This is a genomic window from Nocardiopsis sp. NPDC006832 (assembly GCF_040635885.1).
Lineage (GTDB): Bacteria > Actinomycetota > Actinomycetes > Streptosporangiales > Streptosporangiaceae > Nocardiopsis.
Window position 1 is genome coordinate 126,328 of the sequence record NZ_JBEYLC010000002.1, and the last position, 22,430, is coordinate 148,757.

19 protein-coding genes are annotated in these 22,430 nt (G+C 68.1%); 8 read left to right on the top strand and 11 right to left on the bottom strand.

The window, feature by feature from the left end:
- Positions 1-6 precede the first annotated feature (6 nt).
- Positions 7-561 carry a Uma2 family endonuclease gene (locus ABZ717_RS01590; RefSeq protein WP_358503844.1) on the top strand — a complete coding sequence of 185 codons (555 nt, stop codon included), beginning with the start codon at positions 7-9 and terminating at the stop codon, positions 559-561.
- Positions 562-625: 64 nt separating this feature from the next.
- On the opposite strand, the gene ABZ717_RS01595 is transcribed toward ABZ717_RS01590, so the two are convergent.
- The 5 genes from ABZ717_RS01595 to ABZ717_RS01615 all read right to left on the bottom strand — a co-directional run bounded on the left by ABZ717_RS01595 (position 626) and on the right by ABZ717_RS01615 (position 3,656).
- Complete coding sequence (locus ABZ717_RS01595; RefSeq protein ID WP_358503846.1) at positions 626-1,711, bottom strand: CU044_5270 family protein; 1,086 nt, start codon at positions 1,709-1,711, stop codon at positions 626-628.
- On the bottom strand, positions 1,708-2,265 hold the full coding sequence (locus ABZ717_RS01600) for a sigma-70 family RNA polymerase sigma factor (protein ID WP_358503848.1): 558 nt from the start codon (positions 2,263-2,265) through the stop codon (positions 1,708-1,710). Before ABZ717_RS01600 ends, ABZ717_RS01595 begins: the two co-directional genes overlap by 4 nt.
- A gap of 212 nt (positions 2,266-2,477) precedes the next feature.
- Positions 2,478-2,903 carry a hypothetical protein gene (locus tag ABZ717_RS01605; RefSeq protein WP_358503851.1) on the bottom strand — a complete coding sequence of 142 codons (426 nt, stop codon included), beginning with the start codon at positions 2,901-2,903 and terminating at the stop codon, positions 2,478-2,480.
- Entirely contained in the window at positions 2,900-3,427 is a 528-nt protein-coding gene (locus tag ABZ717_RS01610; RefSeq protein WP_358503854.1) for an ATP-binding protein, read from the bottom strand. Before ABZ717_RS01610 ends, ABZ717_RS01605 begins: the two co-directional genes overlap by 4 nt.
- 97 nt (positions 3,428-3,524) lie before the next feature.
- The gene (locus tag ABZ717_RS01615; RefSeq protein WP_358503857.1) at positions 3,525-3,656 is read right to left on the bottom strand and encodes a hypothetical protein; all 132 of its coding nucleotides are present in this window, start codon (positions 3,654-3,656) and stop codon (positions 3,525-3,527) included.
- 535 nt (positions 3,657-4,191) lie between these two features.
- Here ABZ717_RS01615 and ABZ717_RS01620 point away from each other — a divergent pair.
- Positions 4,192-5,046: a helix-turn-helix transcriptional regulator gene (locus ABZ717_RS01620; RefSeq protein WP_358503860.1), complete on the top strand. Its 855-nt coding sequence runs from the start codon at positions 4,192-4,194 to the stop codon at positions 5,044-5,046.
- Positions 5,047-5,056: 10 nt separating this feature from the next.
- Complete coding sequence (locus tag ABZ717_RS01625) at positions 5,057-5,245, top strand: DUF397 domain-containing protein (RefSeq protein WP_358503863.1); 189 nt, start codon at positions 5,057-5,059, stop codon at positions 5,243-5,245.
- Positions 5,246-5,367: 122 nt separating this feature from the next.
- Here the strand turns inward: ABZ717_RS01625 and ABZ717_RS01630 are convergent, their stop codons facing one another.
- The 3 genes from ABZ717_RS01630 to ABZ717_RS01640 all read right to left on the bottom strand — a co-directional run bounded on the left by ABZ717_RS01630 (position 5,368) and on the right by ABZ717_RS01640 (position 8,167).
- Positions 5,368-6,351 carry an NAD-dependent epimerase/dehydratase family protein gene (locus tag ABZ717_RS01630; protein ID WP_358503866.1) on the bottom strand — a complete coding sequence of 328 codons (984 nt, stop codon included), beginning with the start codon at positions 6,349-6,351 and terminating at the stop codon, positions 5,368-5,370.
- 33 nt (positions 6,352-6,384) lie between these two features.
- A complete protein-coding gene (locus ABZ717_RS01635) occupies positions 6,385-7,656 on the bottom strand; it encodes an RNA polymerase sigma factor (RefSeq protein WP_358503869.1) in 1,272 nt (423 codons plus the stop codon).
- A gap of 82 nt (positions 7,657-7,738) precedes the next feature.
- A complete protein-coding gene (locus ABZ717_RS01640) occupies positions 7,739-8,167 on the bottom strand; it encodes a YciI family protein (RefSeq protein ID WP_358503872.1) in 429 nt (142 codons plus the stop codon).
- Positions 8,168-8,473: 306 nt separating this feature from the next.
- Here ABZ717_RS01640 and ABZ717_RS01645 point away from each other — a divergent pair, with 306 nt between their 5' ends.
- The 3 genes from ABZ717_RS01645 (at position 8,474) to ABZ717_RS01655 (ending at position 16,407) form a co-directional block, all read left to right on the top strand.
- Positions 8,474-9,115 carry a DUF1449 domain-containing protein gene (locus ABZ717_RS01645; protein WP_358503875.1) on the top strand — a complete coding sequence of 214 codons (642 nt, stop codon included), beginning with the start codon at positions 8,474-8,476 and terminating at the stop codon, positions 9,113-9,115.
- Between the two features lie 180 nt (positions 9,116-9,295).
- Positions 9,296-11,341, top strand: a complete 2,046-nt coding sequence (locus ABZ717_RS01650) for a flotillin family protein (RefSeq protein ID WP_358503878.1) — start codon at positions 9,296-9,298, stop codon at positions 11,339-11,341.
- Positions 11,342-11,352: 11 nt separating this feature from the next.
- The gene (locus ABZ717_RS01655; RefSeq protein ID WP_358503881.1) at positions 11,353-16,407 is read left to right on the top strand and encodes a DNA repair ATPase; all 5,055 of its coding nucleotides are present in this window, start codon (positions 11,353-11,355) and stop codon (positions 16,405-16,407) included.
- 517 nt (positions 16,408-16,924) lie between these two features.
- Here the strand turns inward: ABZ717_RS01655 and ABZ717_RS01660 are convergent.
- From ABZ717_RS01660 to ABZ717_RS01670, 3 genes are all read right to left on the bottom strand, one after another.
- Positions 16,925-17,242 carry a hypothetical protein gene (locus ABZ717_RS01660; RefSeq protein ID WP_358503884.1) on the bottom strand — a complete coding sequence of 106 codons (318 nt, stop codon included), beginning with the start codon at positions 17,240-17,242 and terminating at the stop codon, positions 16,925-16,927.
- 211 nt (positions 17,243-17,453) lie between these two features.
- Positions 17,454-19,493 carry an acyltransferase family protein gene (locus tag ABZ717_RS01665; RefSeq protein ID WP_358503887.1) on the bottom strand — a complete coding sequence of 680 codons (2,040 nt, stop codon included), beginning with the start codon at positions 19,491-19,493 and terminating at the stop codon, positions 17,454-17,456.
- Positions 19,494-19,568: 75 nt separating this feature from the next.
- The gene (locus ABZ717_RS01670; RefSeq protein ID WP_358503891.1) at positions 19,569-20,171 is read right to left on the bottom strand and encodes a suppressor of fused domain protein; all 603 of its coding nucleotides are present in this window, start codon (positions 20,169-20,171) and stop codon (positions 19,569-19,571) included.
- 166 nt (positions 20,172-20,337) lie between these two features.
- On the opposite strand from ABZ717_RS01670, the gene ABZ717_RS01675 reads away from it, so the two are divergent.
- Positions 20,338-21,009, top strand: coding sequence for a DedA family protein (locus tag ABZ717_RS01675; RefSeq protein ID WP_358503894.1), 672 nt, complete (start codon positions 20,338-20,340; stop codon positions 21,007-21,009).
- Positions 21,010-21,189: 180 nt separating this feature from the next.
- Entirely contained in the window at positions 21,190-22,188 is a 999-nt protein-coding gene (locus tag ABZ717_RS01680) for a hypothetical protein (protein ID WP_358503897.1), read from the top strand.
- Positions 22,189-22,430: the final 242 nt, after the last annotated feature.

Sequence of the window (22,430 nt, forward strand, 5' to 3'; positions counted from 1 at the left end):
CTTGTCATGGACACGATCGAACGGTTCGAGGTCATCGCACGAGCGGCAGACGGGGAGGACGTCACCTTCGAATACCTCGATGGGCGTGTGGTGGTCCGCCCCGTGCCCGACAGCGACCACAACGCGATCCTCATGTGGCTGATGCGTCGGTTCATGACGCAGCGGGCGGACCTGGACCTGAACGTCACCGGGCAGGGTCTCAAGGTGGACTCCTACCGTAAGGGCCGCGCACGACCCGACGGCATCCTCGCCCCCATCGACCATTTCGCGGGACAGGGCGAATGGGCCGACCCTCAAGGCGTCCTCGCCGTCGTCGAGGTCACTTCCCGGGACTCAGGCGCCAACGCCCGTGATCGTGTCGAGAAGGCCCACGCTTACGCCGCCTGCGACATCGGCGTCCACCTCCTGATCGACCGCGACGACGACAGCGTCACCGTGCACAGCGAGCCCTCCGGGGACCATTACCGCAGCATCGTCACGCTCTGCTACGGCCACACCATCGAGATCCCCGGGGTCGGAGTCACCCTGGACACCGACGGTCTCAAGCGCTACGGCCGCTAGAGCACGAAGCTCTCGCCGGTCGCCGGGTGGACGCGATACGGCCCGCATGGTCAGGGGAACCAGATCAAGGACGCTGACCGATCTCTTCGACCCACCCGGTCCAGACGTAGCTGACCTGCTGGGACAGGACGGGGTACTCAAGACCGTAGTCCTCGATCGGGGTCTCCGGGTCCTCTTCGGCCATCAGGATGGAGTCCTGGTAGAGCAACGCCCCGTCCTCCGCGCTGAAGAGGTAGCGGTACTCCAGCGTCTGGACACCGGGTTCCTCGACGACGAACGAGAAGAGCTCGCCCTCTCGGCCCAACGGATCGGTGGCGGTGCCCAGGTGGCTCGTCTCGGCACGGTCGGCGATGATCCGTTGGACGGCGGCCTCCTCCACACCGGACAAGGGCCGGTTCTCGTAGAGGCCCGCGACGGCGTGGAACAGGGAGGCGTCGGTTCTCTCGTCCTCCTCAGGGTCATCACCCAGGCCCATGAGGGTCTCCGCCAGAGCGTCGGGGTCGGTGGGCAGCGCCTCGGGCAGGACCAGGCTGGGGTGAAGAGTCTCCTCGTGGGTCTCACCGACCTGGTCCAGGAACCACTCGTGGTCGCCGGCCTCTCCTCCCGTCTCGGTCGGGGGCTGGGGGTTCTGGTCCTCACGCAGCTCACCGTCCAGGCTCTGCCACCGGTTCCACTCGAAGGGGATGAACCCGTACCCGTGGGTCTCCTCCGGGTCCGCGTCACCGGCGTCGGCGTTCATCCGGTACATGGTGGTGCCGGTGGAGGATACGAACCCCACGTCTCCCCGTCCCTGGGGATCACCGCGTTCGGCCGTGACCTCGGACAGCTCCAGCAAGGGTTCCGTGCCGTCGACCGGCTCCCCACCGACGACCTCCACGGTCTCGGGCGGGGAGGCGTAGGCCACGGGTACTCCGGCCGGGTGGTCCGTGGGCAACAGCATCGCTCCCACACCCACGGTCAGGGCAGCGGCGGCGGCACCGGCCACGAGCACGGGGACACGACGCCACAGGGGATTTGTCACGGGGGTGTTCTCCCTCAGTCTGGCGATGGCGTTGGCCCGGGCCCATCGACGGCCCTGGTCGGTGGGGGCGCTGTCCCTGGCCGGATCGCTGTCGTTGAGGGCCGCGCGCAGACTGGTCAGGTCGTTCATGACGTCTTCTCCCAAGTGAAGTCCGGTTCGGGTTCGGCCGCCTCGTTCAGGTGAGCGGTGAGCCTCTTACGGGCGCGGTGCAGTCGTCCGCGAGCGGTGACGTGACTGCATCCCACGACCTTGGCCGCCTGGCGGGTGTCGAGTCCCTCCCAGGTCACGAGCATCACGAGTTCGCGTTCGATCTCGGTCAGTCGTGCAAGGGCCGCCAGGGCCCCACTGCGGTCGATGACGCCGTCGGCGTGGTCGGCGTACGCGCCGATCCGGCCAGGTTCTCGGGTCAACGATTGCGCGATCTGATCCTGGCTCCGGCCGCGGCGCAGGTGGGCCAGGGTGATTCTTCGCGCGCACTCGTACAACCAGGGCAGTTCCTGCTGCGGGACCAGGCGTTTTCGTCGTTGCCAGGCCACGACGAAGGACTCCGAGGCCACGTCGTCCGCCTGATCGGCGCCCACCCTGCGCCGCGCGTATCGGTACACGGCGTCGTAATGCTTCTCGAACAGGGCGTTGAAGGCGCACTCGTCGGAGTAAGGGTCCCCGTCCGTGCTGCTTCCCATGGGCATTCCTCCCGTCCTCTCACCTGCTTATGTCGGGAGGAGGGCTGTGTGTTCGGTCGGCGGTGCGGATTTTTCCGACTGCCGGTCCTCGCCCCCGCCGGGGCCTCTGTCCGGGGCCGTCACCGGAGCACCCTCACTCTCGACAACGGACACACAGAGCCACCCGGGGTCGGAGTCACCCTGAACATCGACGGCCTCAAGCGCTACAGCGGCTAGAGCGGGAATCCACTGGACTGGGTGCCCGATTGGCCGACCACTTCTGCGACCCTCTGCCCCAGGAGAAGGGCCGCGCTGACGGCCAGAGCGGGCAGGGCCCACCGCCGGCGCGGTGCCCGATGACGGCCCCGGCGGTTGGAGGGGGAACCGGTCGGGGGATCAGTTGGCACGCCGACCTGACGGGCTTGCCTCTCGGCCTGTTCCCGACGTTGGCGGGCCACGATCATCCAGTGCGGGAGTTCGCCGTGTTCGAGCATGTAGGCGACCCTGGGGTTGCCCCGCATCTGTCGCAGCAACCGTTCCCGTCGTTCCTGGTGCGATTCCGGCCGGACGTTCGTGGGGTGGGAAAGCACCGGACGGGAGAAACGTTGGCCTCGGGGCGCGTTCAGCACGGAGCGCACCCTGGAGTCGACGGTGGTCATGACCGGGCACCGCCCAACGCGAACTCGGCCCAGATGATGGTGCCCAGACCATCGCAGAAGGGGAAGTCCAGGACCGAGTGGGAGCCCCAGCGCTCGGCCAGGTGGTGGATGAGCAGCAGTCCCCGGCCACGCTCGGCCTCCTCCCAGTCTTCGGAGGTGCGCTGATGCGGGAGCTCCGGGCCCTTGGGCTCGATGGCGTCGACTCGGATGCCATCATCGACGATCGCGACCTGGATGGTGGTGGCGGTGGGCATGTGCAGCGTGCGGATCACGCGCCCCTCAGGGTCCTGTCCCGATCGCGAATGGTCGCACGCGTTCGCGAACATCTCGCTGGCACAGAGCACGATGTCCTCGCCGGTCTCCTTGGACAGCCCGGACAGGCGGGCCAGATCGGAGGCCAGGTCGGAGCGGACCCAGGCGGTCTGGGCCAGGTCACCGGGGTAGACGCGGGAGGGCCAGCGGCGGCCGGTGAAGGGCGGGATGGGGGTGTGGATCGGGGCTCGGGTGTGCGGCACAATGGCCATGTCGGCAACTCTCTTTCGGTTGAAATCGGTGTTGGTTGTCGGCCTGCTCTGGGGGTGTTGGTGCACCCGCCAGAGCTTTTTCATGGGCGCCGGGGGTTCAGCGCGTCGCGGTGATGGTGTCCTCGCAGTAACGGCAGGTCGCGGTGGCCGTGTTACCGCGTCTCACCGGGGGTTGATCGGGGATGTAGTCGTGCCCGTTGGGGTCCGAGCAGGTCGTTCGGTTGTCCATCGCGCCTCACCGGGCCGAGACCAAGGAGCGAAGGGCTCCTGCCGGCCCTGTTCAGGCGCTCGTTTCCAGTCGGTGTAGCCCTGACAAGACCGCGTGGAGGACGTCCAGCGGAACGGTGTCCAGTGGGAGACGCGGACCCGGGACCCGTGGTGGCCGGGGTGAGCCCGACGACCCTGCCCCGGCCGGGGTTCGGGGCGACAAGGCGTAGGCACGCACCCGCCCAGCCCTTCGGGGGCGACGGCGGCGCACCAGTTCAGCAGCGCGGTGACGCGCGTAGGTCAGCTCGGACAGGTTCAAGCAACGCGGCATAGCGCGGCTCCTGGTGCTCAGGTGCCGGGCGGGAGGTCCGGCGGGATGTTCTGGTGACACCATGGTTGCCTCTTGCTCCAATATTTGCAAGCCCCAAGTTTAATCTGGAGTCCCTAATATTCAAGGGCGAAGCGAGTATCTACGGAAGGCGCACTAAATGTCGGAATCCCGCTGGTCCGCCATAGGATCAGGCCACCAGACCGGACCCTCACGGAAGGACAGCGACATGGTCAGCCCGACCCTGCGTCGGCGGCGTCTCAGCCGACTCCTCTTCCAACAACGTGAGAAATCCGGACTGACTGCGAAAGCTGTCGCCGCCGAAGCCAAGAAGCGCAGTGGTAAGACTCGCGGTTGGTCCGAATCCAAGGTGAACAGGCTGGAAACCGGCGACTGGAAGAGGCTCTCCGTCGAGGATGTCTTCCTGTTGTTGGACATCTACGGGGTCGCCGACCCGGTTGAGCGAGACGGGTACGCGGAGCTGGTGAAGGAGGCCAGCCGTAAGGGCTGGTGGGCGACCTACGAGAACGTTCTCGGCACGGGACAGCTGATCGGGCTGGAGGCGGAAGCCTCATCGATCCGCTCTTATCAATCCATGACGATCCCGGGGCTACTCCAGACCGAGTCCTACGCACGTGCCATGGCCGTTGCCAGTTCCATGGGTGACACCGACGATGTCGACCAAAGAGTCGAGGTTCGGATGCTGCGCAAGGCAGTGTTCAGCCGCGCGGATCCCCCTGCGTTCTGGGCTGTCATCGACGAAGCCGCGCTTTTGCACATCACGCCCGAGCTGAGTGACCAGCTGGAGTATCTTCTTGAGGTCGGTCAACGACCGAACGTCGGCATCCAGGTCCTTCCCGTGTCGGGAGGGCTGCACGCTGCCATGACAGCACACTTCGTGATCCTGGAGTTCCCAAGGCCGGAACCTCCAGTGGTGTATCTGGAGGTCGCCACGGAGGAGCTTTACCTGGAATCCGAACCACAGGTCCGCCAGTACACGCGCCGGTTCGACTTCGTGCAGGCGTCTGCCTTGTCCGTGGAAGAGTCGCACGCTCTGATTCGGAACCGCTTGTCATCCCTGTGAGAGAGCACCCATGCCAGAAAAGCCCCACCCCCTGAACTTTCGCAAGTCCTCCCATAGTGGGGGCCAGACTCAGGACTGTGTCGAGGTAGCCGACCTTCCGTCCGGCTCGGCCGTACGCGACACCCAGAACAGGGAGGCCGGGCACCTGATGTTCCCCTCCAACGAGTGGACGGCCCTCCTACGCGCGAGCGTTCGCTAGAGCCAGAACCGGGTGGGCGACTCGGCCCCACCCGGCTCGACCCCGGCGATCTTGCTACCAGAGGCGAAGAAAGCGCTTGTATTGCTACTGGTAGCAAGATCACGGCGGGGGTGGGGGTCTGATCACCGACCCAGAAAACGCCGTTCGACCTCGGGGTCCAAACCGAGACTGGGCCGGTCGGGGCGTTGGGGCGCCTCGCCACCGATGGACCTCAACCACGCCCAAGTGTCGGCGACGGTCTCGATGACCGGGCGGCACCTCAACCCCGTGGCCAGGGCACGATCGACATTCCCTTGGTGCAGGGTCTCGTGCATCTCGCCCGGTGGCAGCCAGACCGGCAGGTCCATCCAGGGTCGAATCCCCTCCGCCTCGATCACCTCGGGCGCGACCCAGCGAAACTCTGCGCCCGCCCCCGTCACCTCCCGGCAGGCCTCCAGGAACCCCTCCATCGTGGCGTGTCCGATCGGGCTGACCAGGTTGTACGGACCAGCCAATCCCTTCTCCACCGCGTCGAGGGTCCAGGCGGCCAGGTCCCGGACATCGATGTACTGCAACGGCAGGTCACGCGGCCCAGGCGCGAGAACGGGACCACCCCGCGCGATCCGGTTCAGCCACCACGGCAACCGGCCGATGTTCTCGTACGGACCCAGGATGAGACCGGCCCGGACGAACAGCGCCCGCTCGCCGAACACCTCCTCGGCGGCCACCTCACCCCCACGTTTGGCCCGCGCGTAGTCCTCTCCCTCGTCGGCGAGGGCGGGCTTCACGGTCGGGGCGGTCTCATCCGCGCCGGGAGCGCTGGGCATGCCGTGGACGGAACGGCTGGAGACGTACGCGTAGTGGCCGACCCGACCGTCCAACAGTCGAGCGGTGGCCGCAACGGCTCCGGGGGCACCCGACCAGGTGTCGACGACGGCGTCCCACTCCCCCGTCTCCAACGCCGTGAGACCACCCTCCTCGGTACGGTCACCGTGCAGCACACGCGCCCCCACCGGAGCCTCATGCCGTCCTCGATGGAACACCGTGACGTCCCACCCTCGGGCGAGCGCGTCCTCCACGATCGCCCGTCCCACGAACTCGGTACCGCCCAGAACCAGAAGTCTCATGCGGACCAGTGTGACCAGAACGAGCGCTCGTCGCTAGAGCCCACTGCCCACGGCAGAACGGGCGCGCTCCAATAGGAGGGCGCGTTCGCGTTCGTTGCGGGTGAGGTCGGCGGCCCGTTCGTACTCGGCACGAGCCTGCTCACCTCGTCCGAGACGCTGGAGCAGGTCGGCGCGAACGGCCGGGAGCAGGTGGTAGCCGTCCAGTGCCCCGGAATCGCGCAGGGCGTCGACGATGTCGAGTGCCGCACCGGGCCCGATCGCCATCGACACCGCCACCGCACGGTTGAGTTCGACCACGGGCGACCCGGTGCGGCGGGCCAGCACCTCGTACAAGACGGCGATCCCACGCCAGTCGGTGTCCTCGGCGGTGTGGGCCGTGGCGTGCTTGGCGGCGATGCCGGCCTGGAGGGAGTAGACGCCCCGTGGACGGGCGGGATCGACGGGGATCGAACCTTCCAAAGCGACCAGTCCACGTTGGATGAGCAGCCGATCCCACCGGGAACGATCCTGATCGGCGAGGGTCACCGGCGCCCCATCGGCACCGATCCGGGCCCGGAACCGGGAGGCCTGAAGCTCCATGAGCGCGATCAGCCCGTGCACCTCGGGTTCCTTGGGCATCAATCCGGCGAGGACCCGTCCCAGGCGCATGGCCTCCTCGCACAGTTCGGGACGCAGCCACCCCTCCCCCGAGGTGGCCGTGTACCCCTCGTTGAACACCAGGTAGAGGACCTCCAGCACGTCGGCGAGGCGGGCGTCGCGGTCCGCACCCGAGGGCACCTCGAACGGAACCCTCTTCTCGGTCAGCCGTCGTTTGGCCCGCACGATGCGCTGGGCGATGGTGGTTTCCGGCACGAGGAAGGCGCGGGCGATCTCGTCGGTGGTGAGTCCACCGAGCAGGCGGAGGGTGAGCGCGATCCGAGCCTCGGTGGACAGCACGGGGTGACAGCACACGAACATGAGTTTGAGCAGGTCGTCGCCGTAGTCCTCTTCCAGGACGGCGTCGAACTCCGCTTGTCCGTCGTGCTCGACGAACTCCCGACCGAGTTCCACCATGCGGTCCCGGAAACGTTCGTCCCGGCGCCAGCGGTCGAGGATCCGCCGCTTGGCGACGGTGGTCAGCCAGGCCCCGGGACTACGTGGCACACCCTCCCGGGGCCACTTCTCCAGCGCGGTGACCAGCGCGTCCTGCGCGAACTCCTCGGCCGATCCGACATCGCCGACCATGCGCGTCAAGGTCGCGATCAGGCGGGCCGACTCGATCCGCCAGACCGCCTCCACCTGGCGCGTCACATCCGTATGATCCACCGCATCATGACAGCACCGGCGGGCTCCGGCCGCAAGGTACGGGGGCGGGCCCACGCGGACCCGCCCCCGTACCACCGGAAGCTCACCCCTCCTGCTGGGCGCGCAGGGCGCGCTCTCGCTCCTTGAGCTCCTCGGGCATGTCGTCCATGTCCTCCAGCTCACCGATCCGGCGCAGCTGGAGCTTCATCTCGGTCGGGTCCCCCTTGGGCGGGTGCGGGCAACGCTTGGCCCACTCCACGGCCTCGGCGTGCGAAGACACCTGGAGCACCCAGTACCCGGCGATGAACTCCTTGGCCTCGGTGAAGGGCCCGTCGACAACGGTGGCCTCCCCGTCGCGGAAGACGACCTCGGCGCCCTCCGAGGTGGGGGCCAGGCCCTCACCGGTCAGCAGGACCCCGGCCTTGGCCAGCTCCTCGTTGTAGGCGGCCATCGCCTCGTAGATCTCGGGCCCGGGCTCGTAGTCGGCGGCCTCGGACGCGGGGTCGCTCATGATCGACATCAGGTAACGCATGGTGTTCGCCCTCTTTCGAGTGTCCGGCGGGGTCTTCCCCGCTCTCACCTGTTCGTCGAACGGGTCGACGCCGGATCGACACCCGCCATGAACTTTTTTCCTACTCCTCCTTCCTTCCCAACGCGGCTCGTTCGACCTGCGCCCACGAAACGGGGTGCCGGCCACAATCGGACAACGGGGACCCCGAGGAACGTGCTGAGCTGGGGCGTTCGATAGGGTTTCGGCACGGTTCCGACGGATACGAACCCTGGTCGCCCTCCCCCGGCGCCGGTCGCGGAACCACGAGAACACGAAGGAGTACGCGGGATGGGCCTGTTCCTGAGTACCGCCTTCGGATTCCCCACCGTCCTGTTCACGCCGATGCTCATCGTGGTCCTGGGCTACTGGATCTTCGTGATCGTCGGTGCCGCGGACACCGAAGCACTCGACAGCGTGGACGCCGACGGTGACGCCGCCGGGCTCAGCGCGGTCCTGAGCAAGGCCGGGCTGGGGAGGGTTCCGGTGACCGTGGCCCTGACCATGCTGATCTGCGTGGCCTGGTTCGTCAGCATGATGGGAAGCATCGTGACCAGCCTCATCGAGACCACCTCCGCGCCGATGCTGTGGGCCCTCGGGGCCGTCGTCCTACTCATCGCCCTGGTCGCCGCGTGGGCGGTCACCAGCGGCGTGGTGATGGGACTCCAGCGGTTCCTGCCCAAGCGCAAGGGCGACTCCAAGCACGAACTCGTCGGCCGCACCTGCCGCATCCGCATCGGTGAGGCCCGTGAGGACTTCGGCCAGGCCGAGATCACCACCGCCGGTGGAGCCGCCATCTCCATCCCGGTGCGAACGACCGGCGGCGAGGTCCTGTCCGTCGGCAGCACGGCCCTCATCTTCGACCACGACGCGGCCGACGACCACTTCCTCGTCACCGCCTTCGACCCCGCTCTGGATCCCGGTCAGCACTGAGTGTTCCGGCTCCACCCGCGATGAGCAGGGATGATCTTGTCCACTTCGGAACCGTTCGCCACGCGGACGCGTCATAACCCCTGACAAGCGATCTTTTCGGGCACGGCCGTCCCGCTCCCGTCCCTCCGCCCGACGCCGCGTATCCCCCGATCCACGCCGCTCGCAGAAAGAGACCCCTACGTGTTGCTGAGTGCTCCGGCCACCGGACAGGAAGCGGCCGATGCCACCTTCCTGACCATCGGTGTCGCCATCGCCATCGGAATCGTCGTCCTCCTGGCCCTACTGCTGATGGTGACCAGGTTGTTCCGCAAGGTGGAGCAGGGCAAGGCCCTGATCATCTCCAAGGTGCGGGACGTCCACGTCACCTTCACCGGATCGATCGTCCTCCCGGTCCTGCACAAGGCCGAGATCATGGACATCTCCCTCAAGAGCCTGACCCTGGAACGCGGTGGCCGTGAAGGCCTGACCTGCAAGGACAACATCCGCGCCGACATCACGGTGTTCTTCTACGTCCGGGTCAACGAGACCGCCGAGGACGTCAAGAAGGTCGCCAAGGCGATCGGCACCGAACGCGCCAGCGACCAGGACACCCTCCAGGAGCTCTTCAACTCCAAGTTCTCCGAGGCGCTCAAGACCGTCGGCAAGCAGTTCGACTTCGAGGAGCTGTTCACCCACCGCGAGCAGTTCCGCCACGCGATCGTCTCCCTGATCGGCACCGACCTCAACGGCTACATCCTGGAGGACGTGGCCATCGACGAGCTGGAGCAGACCCCGCTGCACCAGCACGACGCCAACAACATCCTGGACGCGCAGGGCATCTCGAAGATCACCGAGCGCACCGCCCGGGAGCACAAGCGCACCAACGAGTTCGAGAACGACCGCAAGAAGGAGATCGACCGCCAGGACACGGAGACCGCCGAGACCCTCGCCGAGCTGGAGAAGCGTCGCGAGGAGGCGGCCGCCAAGGCCAAGCGCGAGATCGAGATCATCCGCGCCAAGGAGGAGGCCGAGACCGCCCGGGTCCAGGCCGAGGAGCGTCTCAAGTCCGAGACCGCCAACATCCGCACCTCCGAGCAGCTCGGCGTCCAGCACCAGAACCAGCAGCGTGAGATCGCGGTCGCCGAGAAGAACCGCGAGCGGGTCATCGCCATCGAGACCGAGCGCATCGAGAAGGACCGCATGCTGGAGGTCATCGGCCGCGAGCGCGAGACCGAGCTGAGCAGCATCGCCAAGGACAAGGAGGTCGAGGCCGAGAAGCGCGAGGTCGCCGACGTCGTCCGCGAGCGCGTGGCCGTCGACCGCACCGTCGCCGAGCAGGAAGAGGCGATCAAGAAGCTGCGGGCCGTGGAGGAGGCCGAGCGCCAGCGTCAGGCCATCATCATCCACGCCGAGGCCGAGGCCCAGGAGAACCTGGTCAAGGACATCAAGGCCGCCGAGGCCGCCGAAGCCGCGGCCAAGCACAAGGCGCAGGAGGAACTCACCCTCGCCGAGGCGCGTCAGCAGGCCGCCGAGCTGGACACCCGCGCCAAGATCCGTCTGGCCGAGGGCCTGCAGGCCGAGGCCGCCGCCGCGGGTCTGGCCGAGGTCCAGGTCCGGGAGCAGGACGCCGAGGCCGTCGAGAAGCTGGGCCGCGCCGAGGCCGTCGTGGCCCGCGAGAAGGCCGACGTCGAGGCCGACGCCGTGGAGAAGAAGCTGCGCGCCGAGGCCGCGGGTCTGACCGACAAGGCCGCCGCGATGGCCGCCCTGGACGAGGTCAGTCGCGACCACGAGGAGTACCGCCTGCGTCTGGAGGCGGAGAAGGAGGTCCGCCTCGCCGGCATCGACGTCAACCGTCAGATCGCCGAGGCCCAGGCAACGGCCATGGCCGCCGGGCTGGAGAGCGCCGACATCAACATCGTCGGTGGCGACGGCGCCTTCTTCGACCGGATGGTCAACTCGATCGGCATGGGCAAGGCCGTGGACGGGTTCGTCAACGGTTCCGAGACCGTGCAGGCGCTGGGCAACGGCTGGCTGAACGGCGAGGGCAACTTCGCCGAGGACATCAAGAGGGTCCTGGCCGAGGTGGACACCGAGGACGTCAAGAACCTCACGGTCTCCGCGCTGCTGCTCAAGCTGATCGGCGCGGGCGGCCCGGACACCGGCAAGCTGGACCGGCTGCTCGGCACCGCCCGTTCCATGGGGCTGGACCAGCTGCCCGTCAACGCACTCGCCCCCGTGAAGCAGTGAGGTAGTCCTCCGTGACCGAGGCCCAGTCCGGGGGCGCACAGCCCCAGGAAGCACGGCTCCAGGAGACCGAAGGCCCCGGGCCCGAAGCCGAGGACGCGCGGTCGCTGGACGCGGGCACCTATGAGGTGCTCCGCGCCCGGCTCCGCGAACAGACCGGCGAACTGGCCCGACGGACCGAGGAGCTCAACAACCGTCGGCTGGAGGTGTTCGGCGGCACCGAGCTGGCCCTGCTCGGCACCGAACGCATCCGCACCGAACACAACTGCGTACCGCGCGACATCGTCAGCGTGGGGCGTTCCGTCGGAGACGACACCGGCGGGAACACGATCCTGTTCGGCTACAACGTCTACATCGGGATGCAGAGCACCACACACGTCCCCGACGTGTTCTCCCTGCACCGGTACGAGCACGGTGACGACTCCTTCGAGTTCACCGACGCGCCCGAGGACGCCATCCCCGGGCTGCTCGCGGACGAGCGTTTCCGGCAGGACTTCGAGCAGCTGTACCGCTACTACCGCGACGCCCGCCTGCTCCAGCTGCGCAGGGTCGAGGAGCGGCTGCTGGCCGTCTTCCAGACCGGCCCGAGAACGGAGGACGTCCGCGTCCTGAGGTGGTCGATCTCGCCCACCGGCGAGATCGCCTACCTCGACGACCGGGGCGAACGCGACCACGTGTTCCCGCCCGCGCACGACTTCGAGTGGGTGGAGGCCACCCGCGAGAACCACGTGATGGGGCGGCACCCGCACATCTCGATCCGCGACGAACTGTTCGTGGAGACGGTCGGCGGCGACCTGACCATCAAGATCGAGAACAACACCGAGGTCGGCGAGGGGATCTACAGCGAGCCCGTCGACGAGCCGCTGCAGAGCCTGGCCGACGCCTCGGTGTTCCACGCCGAGGTCGGCGCGCTGATCCTGCTGAAGGTCCTGCCGTACAACGAGACCACGTGGCGGTACCTGGTCTTCAACAAGCGGACCAAGGAGGTCGAGCGCCTCGACGGCATCGGCCGTTCCTGCCAGCGGCTGCCCGACGACCAAGGGCTCATCTTCCCGGGTGGTTACTACCTGGCCACCGGGGTGGCGCGGACCTTCGACACCGACGTCACCGACCTGGAGTTCGACCGGGTGGTGCGTTCTCCCAACGGTGAGGACGTGCTGTACGTCTTCCACTCCCGGGCGGACGGCCGCAGTCTGCTGCTGCCCTACAACACCATCCGCAAGGAGGTCGCCAACCCGATCGTCTGTCACGGCCACTCGCTGTTCGACGACGGGACAATGACGGTGTTCCGCGACGGCTCGGGCGAACCCACCCGGGTGCACCCGATGCAGGTGTGGCGAACCCCGTTCGTGTCCGACGTGTACGCCGCCGCACAGCCGGTGGGCACCGGGCCCCTGGAGCGGATCGGCAACGCCGAACTGGTGCAGGGCATCTCGGAGAGTCTGTCGGTGTCGCGGATCGCCGAGGACATGCGGCCCTCCACCGAGGTGTTCGAGGCGATCATCGCCTCCTGCCGGAGGGTCCTGGACCGGTTCCACTGGCTCGGTGACGAGGAACTGGGCGACCTCGCCGCTCCGCTGACCGAGGTACGCGGCACCGCGGAGCGGGTGCTGGACGAGTTCGAGACCGTCCAGTCCCTGACCCGGCAGGCCGCCGAGACCCTCGCGGAGACCGAGGCGAAGGTCACCGCGCTCATCCGTCGATCCAGGGGCGAGACCCCGAGGTCCGCGGAGGGCTGGGTGACCCGTCTGACCGAACTGCGCCGCGCCCAGGGTCAGGCCGCCACGCTGCGCGAGATGCGTTACGTGGACGGCGAGCGGATCGACGCGATCGAGCAGGGCCTCGACGAGGAGATCGCCTCCACCGGCCGGCGCACGGTGTCCTTCCTGGAGCAGGAGGACGCCTTCGACGGCTACCACTCCGAGGTGGAGCGGCTGGTCGAGGACGCCGAGGCGCTGGAGGCGGTCAGCGCCGCCACCGCCGTCGGCGAACGCATCGCCGAACAGACCGAGGGCCTTCAGGTCGTCACCGAGGTCATCGGTTCACTCGACATCGGCGACGCCCAGGTGCGCACCCGCATCCTGGAGCGGATCAGCGAGGTCATGGGCGGGGTCAACCGCGCCCGGGCCACCCTGGAATCCCGGCGCAAGGAACTCCTCGCCCTGGAGGGTCGGGCCGAGTTCGCCGCCGAGTTCGCGCTGCTGGGCCAGGCCATCACCGGGGCGATCGCCGCCGCGGACACCCCGGAGCGCTGCGACGAACAGCTCGGCCGGATCATGCTCCAGCTGGAGAACCTGGAGTCGCGCTTCGCGGAGTTCGACGACTTCCTCCAAGAGCTGGCCGACAAACGCGAGGACGTCTACGAGGCGTTCTCCACCCGCAAGCAGTCGCTGGTGGACGAGAGGTCCAGGCGGGCCGACCGTCTGGCGTCCTCGGCCGCCCGTGTCCTGGAGGGGGTGCACCGGCGGGTCGCCACCCTGACCACGCTGGAGGACATCAACACCTACTTCGCGTCCGACGCGATGGTGACGCGACTGCGCCGCACCGTCACGGAGATGCGCGAACTCGGTGACACCGTCCGCGCCGAGGAGCTGGAGGGCCAGATCCTGGCCGCCCGGCAGGAGGCCGGACGGGCCCTACAGGACCGCAGCGACCTGTTCGAGGGCGGGCCCGGGGGCGAGACGATCCGGTTGGGCAGGCACCGTTTCGCGGTGAACACCCAACCCATCGACCTCACCCTCACTCCGCACGACGGACACATGTCGGTGGCCATCACCGGTACCGACTTCCGCTCGCCCGTCACCGACGAGGCGTTCCAGGAGACCCGGCACCTGTGGGACCGGCTTCTGGTCTCCGAAAGCCCCGACGTGTACCGGGCCGAGTACCTGGCCACGTCGATCCTGGCCGCGGCCGAGGAAGGTGCCGAAGGACTGTCCCTGGACGCCCTGCACGACGCGGAGCTGCACGCCGAGAACGGCGACTCGTTGCTTTCGCTGGTGCGCGGGGTCGCGGAGTCGCGTTACGACGAGGGATACGAGCGGGGCGTGCACGACCACGACGCCGCGAAGATCCTGTCGGTGCTGTTGCGGTTGCGCGCCGGGGCCGAGTTGCTGCGCTACCCGGGGCAGGTGCGCGCGGTCGCCCAGTTGTTCTGGGCCAACGGGGCGGACGAGGGGCTGCGACGTTCCTGGCGTACTCGCGCGGTCTCCCTGGCCCGGGCCCGGAGCGTGTTCGGGGCGCGGAGGTCGGCGGCGATCGACGCCCTGCGCACCGAGCTCGCCGAGGCCGTGGACACCTTCCTCACCGAGACCGGGCTGCACCAGGACACCGACCTCGAAACGGTGGGCGACTACCTGTTCGAGGAAATGGCCCTGGACGGTCCGAACCGGCGCGGATTCGTCTCCGGTGCGGGTGCGCGCACCCTGCTGGACCGGTTCCACCGGGCTCTGGGCAGTACCCGCGAGACCACCCGTAAGGCCTTCGAGGAGGACCTGCGAGGGCTCGGCGACGACGTGGCCGCCCGACACCAGCTCGTGACGGCCTGGTTGGAGGCCTACGCGACCACCCTGGAGGAACCGGCCGCCCCGGGTGACCTGCCCGAGGCGGTGGCGCTGCAACTCGCCACCGTGAACCGGTACGAGTCCTCCGCCTCGGTCGAGGAGAAGGTGCCGGGGCTGTTGGGGTCCCACCCGAGGATCGAGGGGCGGTCGCTCTCCGTGCGGTTGGACGAGATCCTGCCGCGCACCCGCCGGTTCCAGGCCGTGGACGTGCCCGCCTACCGGGACTTCCAACGGCGCCGCAACGACCTGGTGGGCACCGAACGCGAACGTCTGCGGCTGGAGGAGTACAAGCCGAAGGTGATGAGCGGGTTCGTGCGCAACCGTCTGTTGGACGAGTCGTACCTGCCGCTGATCGGGGACAACCTCGCCAAGCAGTTGGGGGCGGCCGGTGACGACAAGCGCACCGACCAGAGCGGCCTGTTGCTGCTCATCTCCCCGCCCGGATACGGCAAGACCACGCTCATGGAGTACGTGGCCAGCCGGTTGGGGCTGGTGTTCGTCAAGGTGAACGGGCCTTCTCTGGGGCACTCCATCACCTCGTTGGATCCGGCCGAGGCCCCGGACGCCACCTCCCGCCAGGAGATCGAGAAGATCTCCTTCGCGCTGGAGATGGGCGCCAACACGATGCTGTACCTGGACGACATCCAGCACACCAACCCCGAGCTGCTCCAGAAGTTCATCTCGCTCTGCGACGGGCAGCGCCGGATGGAGGGCGTGTGGGAGGGCCGAACCCGCACCTACGACCTGCGCGGGAAGCGGTTCGCGGTCTGCATGGCCGGTAACCCCTACACCGAACAGGGCAAGCGGTTCCGGATCCCGGACATGTTGGCCAACCGTGCCGACGTGTACAACCTGGGCGACGTGCTGTCCGGGAAGGAGGAGCTGTTCGCGCTCAGCTACATCGAGAACGCGATCACCTCCAACCCGACCCTGGCGCCGCTGTCCACCCGGGACCAGGAGGACGTGCACACGTTCGTGCGCATGGCCCAGGGGGACGAGTCGGTCGGCACGGACCGGTTGAAGCACCCGTACTCGGCGGCCGAGGTGGACCGGATCGTGTCGGTGCTCCAGAAGCTGCTGCGGGTGCAGGAAGTGGTGCTGGCCAACAACCAGGCCTACATCGCCTCGGCCGCGCAGTCCGAGGACTCCCGCACCGAACCGCCCTTCCAGCTCCAGGGTTCGTACCGCAACATGAACCGGCTCTCCGAGAAGATCGTGCCGGTCATGAACGAAGCCGAGGTGGAGGCCGTCATCGACGACCACTACCTGGGCGAGGCACAGACCCTGACGTCGGGCGCCGAGGCCAACCTGCTGAAGCTCGCCGAGCTGCGCGGGGTGATGACCCAGGAGCAGGAACGGCGCTGGGCCGAGGTCAGGGACGGCTTCCGTCGGGGCCGGGCCTTGGGCGGAGCCGACGACGACCCGATGACCAGGGCCATCGGTGCGATGGGCCTGCTCGCCGACCGGGTCGGAGAGATCGGTACCGCGCTCAACAACAACGACCGCTGACACCGTTCGGCCGGTAAGGGCCGGTTCCGGGGACGCCCCGGAACCGGCCCTTCGAGTTGTCCACAGAAGTTCACCCCGCCCCTGCGCATGTGCTCACGACTCCTCTAAAGTGATGCGGGCATAGTGAAAAGCCAAGCCTTGGAGCGTCGCGACGAACGACGAGTCAAGGGCATACTGCCGAGTTTTCGGGTAGAGAACCATCGGTCGCTACGCGACGAGCAGGAACTCATCCTCGTACCCGCCGAGCAGAGCGCCGTTGGATTCCCCTCACCCGACGAGATCGGTCCGCTCAAGACGACCGGGATCTTCGGAGCAAACGCCTCCGGGAAGTCTTCCGTGGTCAGGGCGATCGCGTTCATGCGGCGTAAGGTGCGTGGTGATCCATTCAGATGGACACCGGCGTTCTCTTCTTACGGCCCAGAAGGCGATGGCCTGCCCCAAATCCCTCGCGAGCCCCACCACGTTCCATTCGGAGGCGGTCGGCGCCCTCAACCGAGTACGTCGATGGTTCAGAACCTCACTCCGTGTCATTTCCGGGGATCTGGGGTCCTTGCGAGGCAACCGACCACCGGCCGGCGATACAGAACATCTGCGCCGCCTCACCGAACCGGCAGGCGCGGTCGGCACCGGCATCGATGGTTACAAGGTCGAGAGGATCCCCCTCACTCCCGAGGAACAGGCCGAGATCGAAGCCCTTCGCCCACGAACCCCCGTAGAGCGTCAGGGCCCAGGAGAGGAACCCCCGATGAGGAGAGGTCGCAGCCCGGGTAAACGACCGGGTGGGCTTCGAGAGCGTCCCAAGGTCCTGATCCTTGGGGAGGGCGAAACGGAGCACGAGTACTTCGTAGGCCTACGCGACCACTTCAAGTGGTCCGGGCGAAGAGCCTCCGTGTCTTCGGGGCGAGGTCCCGAGCCGGTGAAGATCGAGATCACGGCCCGAACCAGGGCGGACCACTACGACGATCACCCCTGGGCCGATGTCCATACGGTGGTCGACGTGGTGGAGCGACAGTACGAACGGCGCGCTCGCTGAGGCGTTCGTGTGTCTACCACTCGGTGGCGGTCAGGAGGCGGTCACGCAGCTCTGGGGCGAGGGTGCGCATGTAGGTGGCGCTGATGTGTCCGGCGTCCCAGAAGACCAGCACGTTGCCGACGACCGGGCGGCACAGGTCGGGTTCGCAGATGCGGTCGGTGAGGTCGAGGGTGACGACGTTGTTCGGGAGGTCGAGGTCGGCGGCTTCGAAGGGGGAGGCCTCGGCCATCGAGTCGGTGAGGGGCGCCGTGCATTCCTCTGGGGATGCCGTGGCCAGGCACTCGGGGGCGTCGAAGCCCAGGCGCGGGGTGTCGCGGACCGCGACGACCTCGATGCCCAGGGCCTCCAGCTCGCGCCAGCGGTCGACGTACCCCTCCACCAAGACCTCTTCGCCGAAACCGGCGGTGGTGTCCAGGCTGGTGGTGGTGCCTGTGGTGAACACGGTGTCGGGGCGTAGGTCGGCGAGTTCGGCCATCACGCCTTGGTTCCACTCGGCGCACTCGGTGTAGGGCTCACCCTTGTAGAGCTGGGGCGCGTCGGTGAACAGGCAGGCGCCCTTGACGATGTTGAGCAGTCGCCAGCCCTGTTGCTCCGCGATGACTTCGAGGGCGGGGAACCAGTGGGCGGCGTGGGAGCCGCCGACGAGGGCGATGGTGCGGTCGGCGTCCTCGGGCCCGTACTCGCAGACGATCGCCTCGGTTCCGGCGATGGTCTGGTTGCAGCCGTCCTCGTAGGTGAGCGGGGTGTCCTGGGCCGCGGAGGCGGGAGCGGGGTGGACGGGGTCGGGGTACTCTCCGTGCTCGGCGCCGATCGCCGCGGCGCCCGGGTAGCGCTGCGGATCGGCGATGAGTTCCTCCAGGCGTCGCTGTTCGGTGTCCATGTGTGTGGTCCACACGGTCGTGGCCAGGAGGAGTGGCGAAAGGCAGGCCAAGGCGAGGGCCGGGCCTCGGACCCGCGAAGCCCGGGCGTAGGTCGTGACCCGGTCGGCCAGAGGGGTCGTCGCGGCGGCCAAGGCCATGGACACGGCGAGGACCATCGCGCCGCCGAGGGGGCTCGCCAGGGTTCGGCCAGTGAACTCCAGGTAGAACACCAGGACCGGCCAGTGCCACAGGTACAGGGCGTAGGAGATCGAGCCGAGGTAGCGCACCGGGCGCGGGGTGAGCATCCGGTCCGCGCCCCAGCGTGAATCCGTGGTTCCCGCGACGACGACGGCGGCCGCCGCGAGGGTCGGCCACAGTGCCGCGTAGCCGGGGAAGACCGTGGACACCTGGAGCAGGACACCGCAGAGGACGAGGGCGGCCAGGCCGGCCCAGCCGAGGAGGATCCGGAGGCTCTTCGCCGGCTTCAGGTACGGCAGGAACAGCGCGAGCAGACCGCCCAGCGCGAACTCCCACAGGCGCGCGCCGGTGTCGAAGTAGGCCCAGGTCTGGTCGGTTCGGGTGACGTACACCGAGTACGCCAGGGAGACGGTGAACACCGCGCCCAGGGCGACGACGAGGCCGCGCCGCGGGGAGGTTCCTCTCCGGGTCGCCCACCAGAGGGCCAGGCCGATCAGCGGCGGCCACAGCAGGTAGAACTGCCCCTGGATCGAAAGCGACCAGAAGTGTTGGAAGAGGCTCGCGCCGTCGTCACGGGCCAGGTAGTCGACCGACCCGAGCGCCAGGTGCCAGTTCTCGAGGTAGAGCGCCGAAGCGACTCCTTCGGCGACCGTGTCGCGCCACCGGGTCTCCGGGAGGAGGAACCGGGTGGCGACCAGGGTCGCCCCGATCACCAGGACGGCGGTGGGCACCAACCGTGTGGCCAGTCGCGCGAGGAAGTCCCCGTAGCGGATGCGTCCGCGGCCGGCGGCCCGCACCAGGGATCCGGTGATGAGGAAGCCGGTGAGCAGCAGGAAGACGTCCACGCCGCCGGAGACCCGGCCGAACCAGATGTGGTAGGCGGCGACGAGGAGGACGGCGATCGCGCGAAGCCCGTCGATCTCCGGCCGGTGGCCTTCGGTGGGCACGGGAGAACGCACGGACGACCTTCGCGAAGGGAACGGGGAGGTCGCCATGATGGCCCGCCCGGGTGAAGGGCGCGCGTACGTGGGTCGACCTCCCGGTCTCGTCCGGAAGAACCCCGTCGAAGGTCAGAGGCGGATCGTCTCGCGGTTCGGGTCGGTGAGCATCTTCGGGTCGCGGTCACGCAGCAGGGCCATGATCGGGGCGATCGTGTCCGCCTCCTGGGCGTACTCGGCTTCCTCGGTCTTGAGCCCCACCACCTGGAAGAACAGCACCAGCCCGTTGTCCGTGTCCAGGATGCGCATGTCGGCGTCGGGCACGATCGCGAGCGAGGTCATGTCGCCGTTCGACCTCTCGCCACCGAGCGGAGAGCGGGTGATGATCCAGTGCCCCACGTCGAGTTGTGCCCCGGCGACGTACTGCTCGGCCAGGGCGTGCAGGACACGGAGGATCCACGCGGGTACGGTCTCGTCCCCCTCCTCACGCGGGATGCGGCAGGAGAACTCGAACCCGGCCCCGGAGACCCGCTTCTCCTCGCTGGTCTTCTCCCCCAGTTCGGTGAGGCCGAAGGTCACGAGCAGCCAGTGCCCCTCCATCGGGTAGGCGAGCACGCCGTCGATGCCCTGGTCGTTCCCACCACCGGGGAACTGGATGGTCAGCGGCCGCACGTCCGGGTAGTGCTGCGCCCACCCCTCGTAGATCTGGGTGAGTCCGGGCAGCATCTCCAGCATCGTGCGTTCTCCTGGTTCGGGTTCGGTGCGCGGTGGTCGGCGCACTTCAGAGGATAGGAGTCGTCCGAGGGCACGCCGACCGTCCTTATGAAGAACTTGCGCGCCCCTACGTAGAGTCGCTGTCCGCCCCTTCGCGAAGAGGGGGGCGGACAGACAGGGGACAGCGATGAGCAGCAGTGATCCGACCGAGGCGGGGGCCATCGTCGGTTGGGTGGTCGGCCTCATGGAGACCTTGGGCGGGCCGGGGGTGGGTCTGGCGATCGCCTTGGAGAACCTCTTCCCGCCGATCCCCAGTGAGGCGATCCTGCCGTTGGCCGGGTTCAGTGCTTCCCAGGGCGACCTGGGTCTGATCGAGGTGATCCTCTGGGCCACCATGGGCTCCCTCGTCGGGGCGCTGGCGCTCTACGGTCTCGGCGCGTGGCTGGGCCGGGATCGGTTCCGGCGGCTCGCCGACCGTGTCCCCCTGGTGAAGCTGTCCGACATCGATCGCACCGAGGCCTGGTTCCGCCGGCACGGGACCAAGGCCATCCTGTTGGGACGCATGGTGCCGATCTTCCGCAGCTTCATCTCGATCCCGGCCGGGATCGAGCGGATGCGCCTCTCGGTGTTCCTGGCCCTGACGGCTCTGGGGAGCGCCGTGTGGAACACCGTGTTCGTCCTGCTCGGCTACCACTTGGGCGAGCAGTGGCACGTGGTGGAACAGTACGTGGGTATCGGTTCGAAGGTGGTTCTGGCCGGGGTCGGCCTGGCGTGCGTGTGGTTCGTCGTGGTGCGGGTGCGTGAACGCCGCCGCCCTAAGGTGCGGGGCACTCGGGTCGACTCCGAACGAACACTCTGAGGGACAGGGTTCCCTGGCGGGTGGGTGACAGTTTCCGCGCGGTACACGGCAAGGGGTCTTGTCGGCGGGTCGAGAGACTTGTAGGTTTCCTCCAATCTCAATGAGATAAACGAAAACTACTTCCCGTGACCTTGGTGGTAGACCCGCACACCCTCGAACCCGCTCAAGAGGTGGACCCCCATGAACTCCCCTGTGTTCAAACGCGCCCTGAGCGGCCTGGCGGCGGCGGCGCTTCTCGCGCTCACGCCCCAGGTCGCCATGGCCGACACCGACTTCACACCCACCCCCGCGGACACCCCCGCCGAGCGTGCGTCCGCCGACCGGCAGGCCCTGGAGGACAAGCTCGAAGCCGTCTCCATCCCGACCGGCCCGCTGACCTTCGGCGCCGAGCCCCTGGCCGCGGCCCAGAACGCCGCGGAGAGCGCGGCGGCCGGCGCGTCCTGCACCATCTCGGCCCAGGAGGCCACCGCGATGGCCTTGGCCCCGGTCTGGCCCGAGGTGTCCGGCGGTTCCTCCGAGCCGCCCTCGCCGATGACCCTCTCCCGGTACGACAACCAGTCCGGTCTCTACGACCCCGCCGGGCGTGACGGCCTGTTCTTCAACCCGGGCGTCGGCCTGTGGCAGATGGACTCGGCCGGGCTGGGAACCGACAACACCGCCGGTGAGGCCATCGACTCGGTGTGGGTGTCCGACTTCGTGGTGCCCTACATCGTGGACAAGTACTGCGGCGCCATCAACGGCGGATCGGCCGCGCCGGCCGCGCGGGCGACGGCGTGGTCGGACTGGAACGCCTGTTCCGCCGGTGACTGCGACACCGTCTACTGGCGTGCGTACAACAACGGCATCGGCGCGGAGCCGACCGTGGACCGCTACGGCGGTGGCCAGGCGCGGACCTGCTCCTACGAGGGCTCTTCGTACGACTGCCTGTTCGTGGACGTGGCCAACGCCCAGGGCGCGGACTGGTGGGCGAACCCGGGCAGTGGCCAGTCGCCGGTACCGCACCCGTTCTACGTGCTCCGGGCCGGTGACAACGAGGTCCGGGTGTGGTTGGCGCAGGACTCGGGGCACGGGGTGGACGTGACGGTCACCCGCCCGTTCGGCGGCAACGCCCGTGACGCCCTGTCCTGGACCGACGGACGAGGGCTGTGCGACACGACCGAGGGTCGCGGCGCCTGCTGAGGCACTCACCCAGGGGCGGGACGGCTCGGCCGTCCCGCCCCGCGCCATATCGAACGCGACACATCGATGGGGACCGCCCGCACATCCTTGTCCCGGTCGAATAGAAGACGAATAGGATCCAACCTCCGCCACCATTTCCGACCGAAGTCACTTAACGTCACGGGAAAAACATGCAAAGGCCCGCCCGGCCAGGTATTCGCGCGAACTTCGACACCCTCATGCGACTTTTGGAGGAAAAAGGT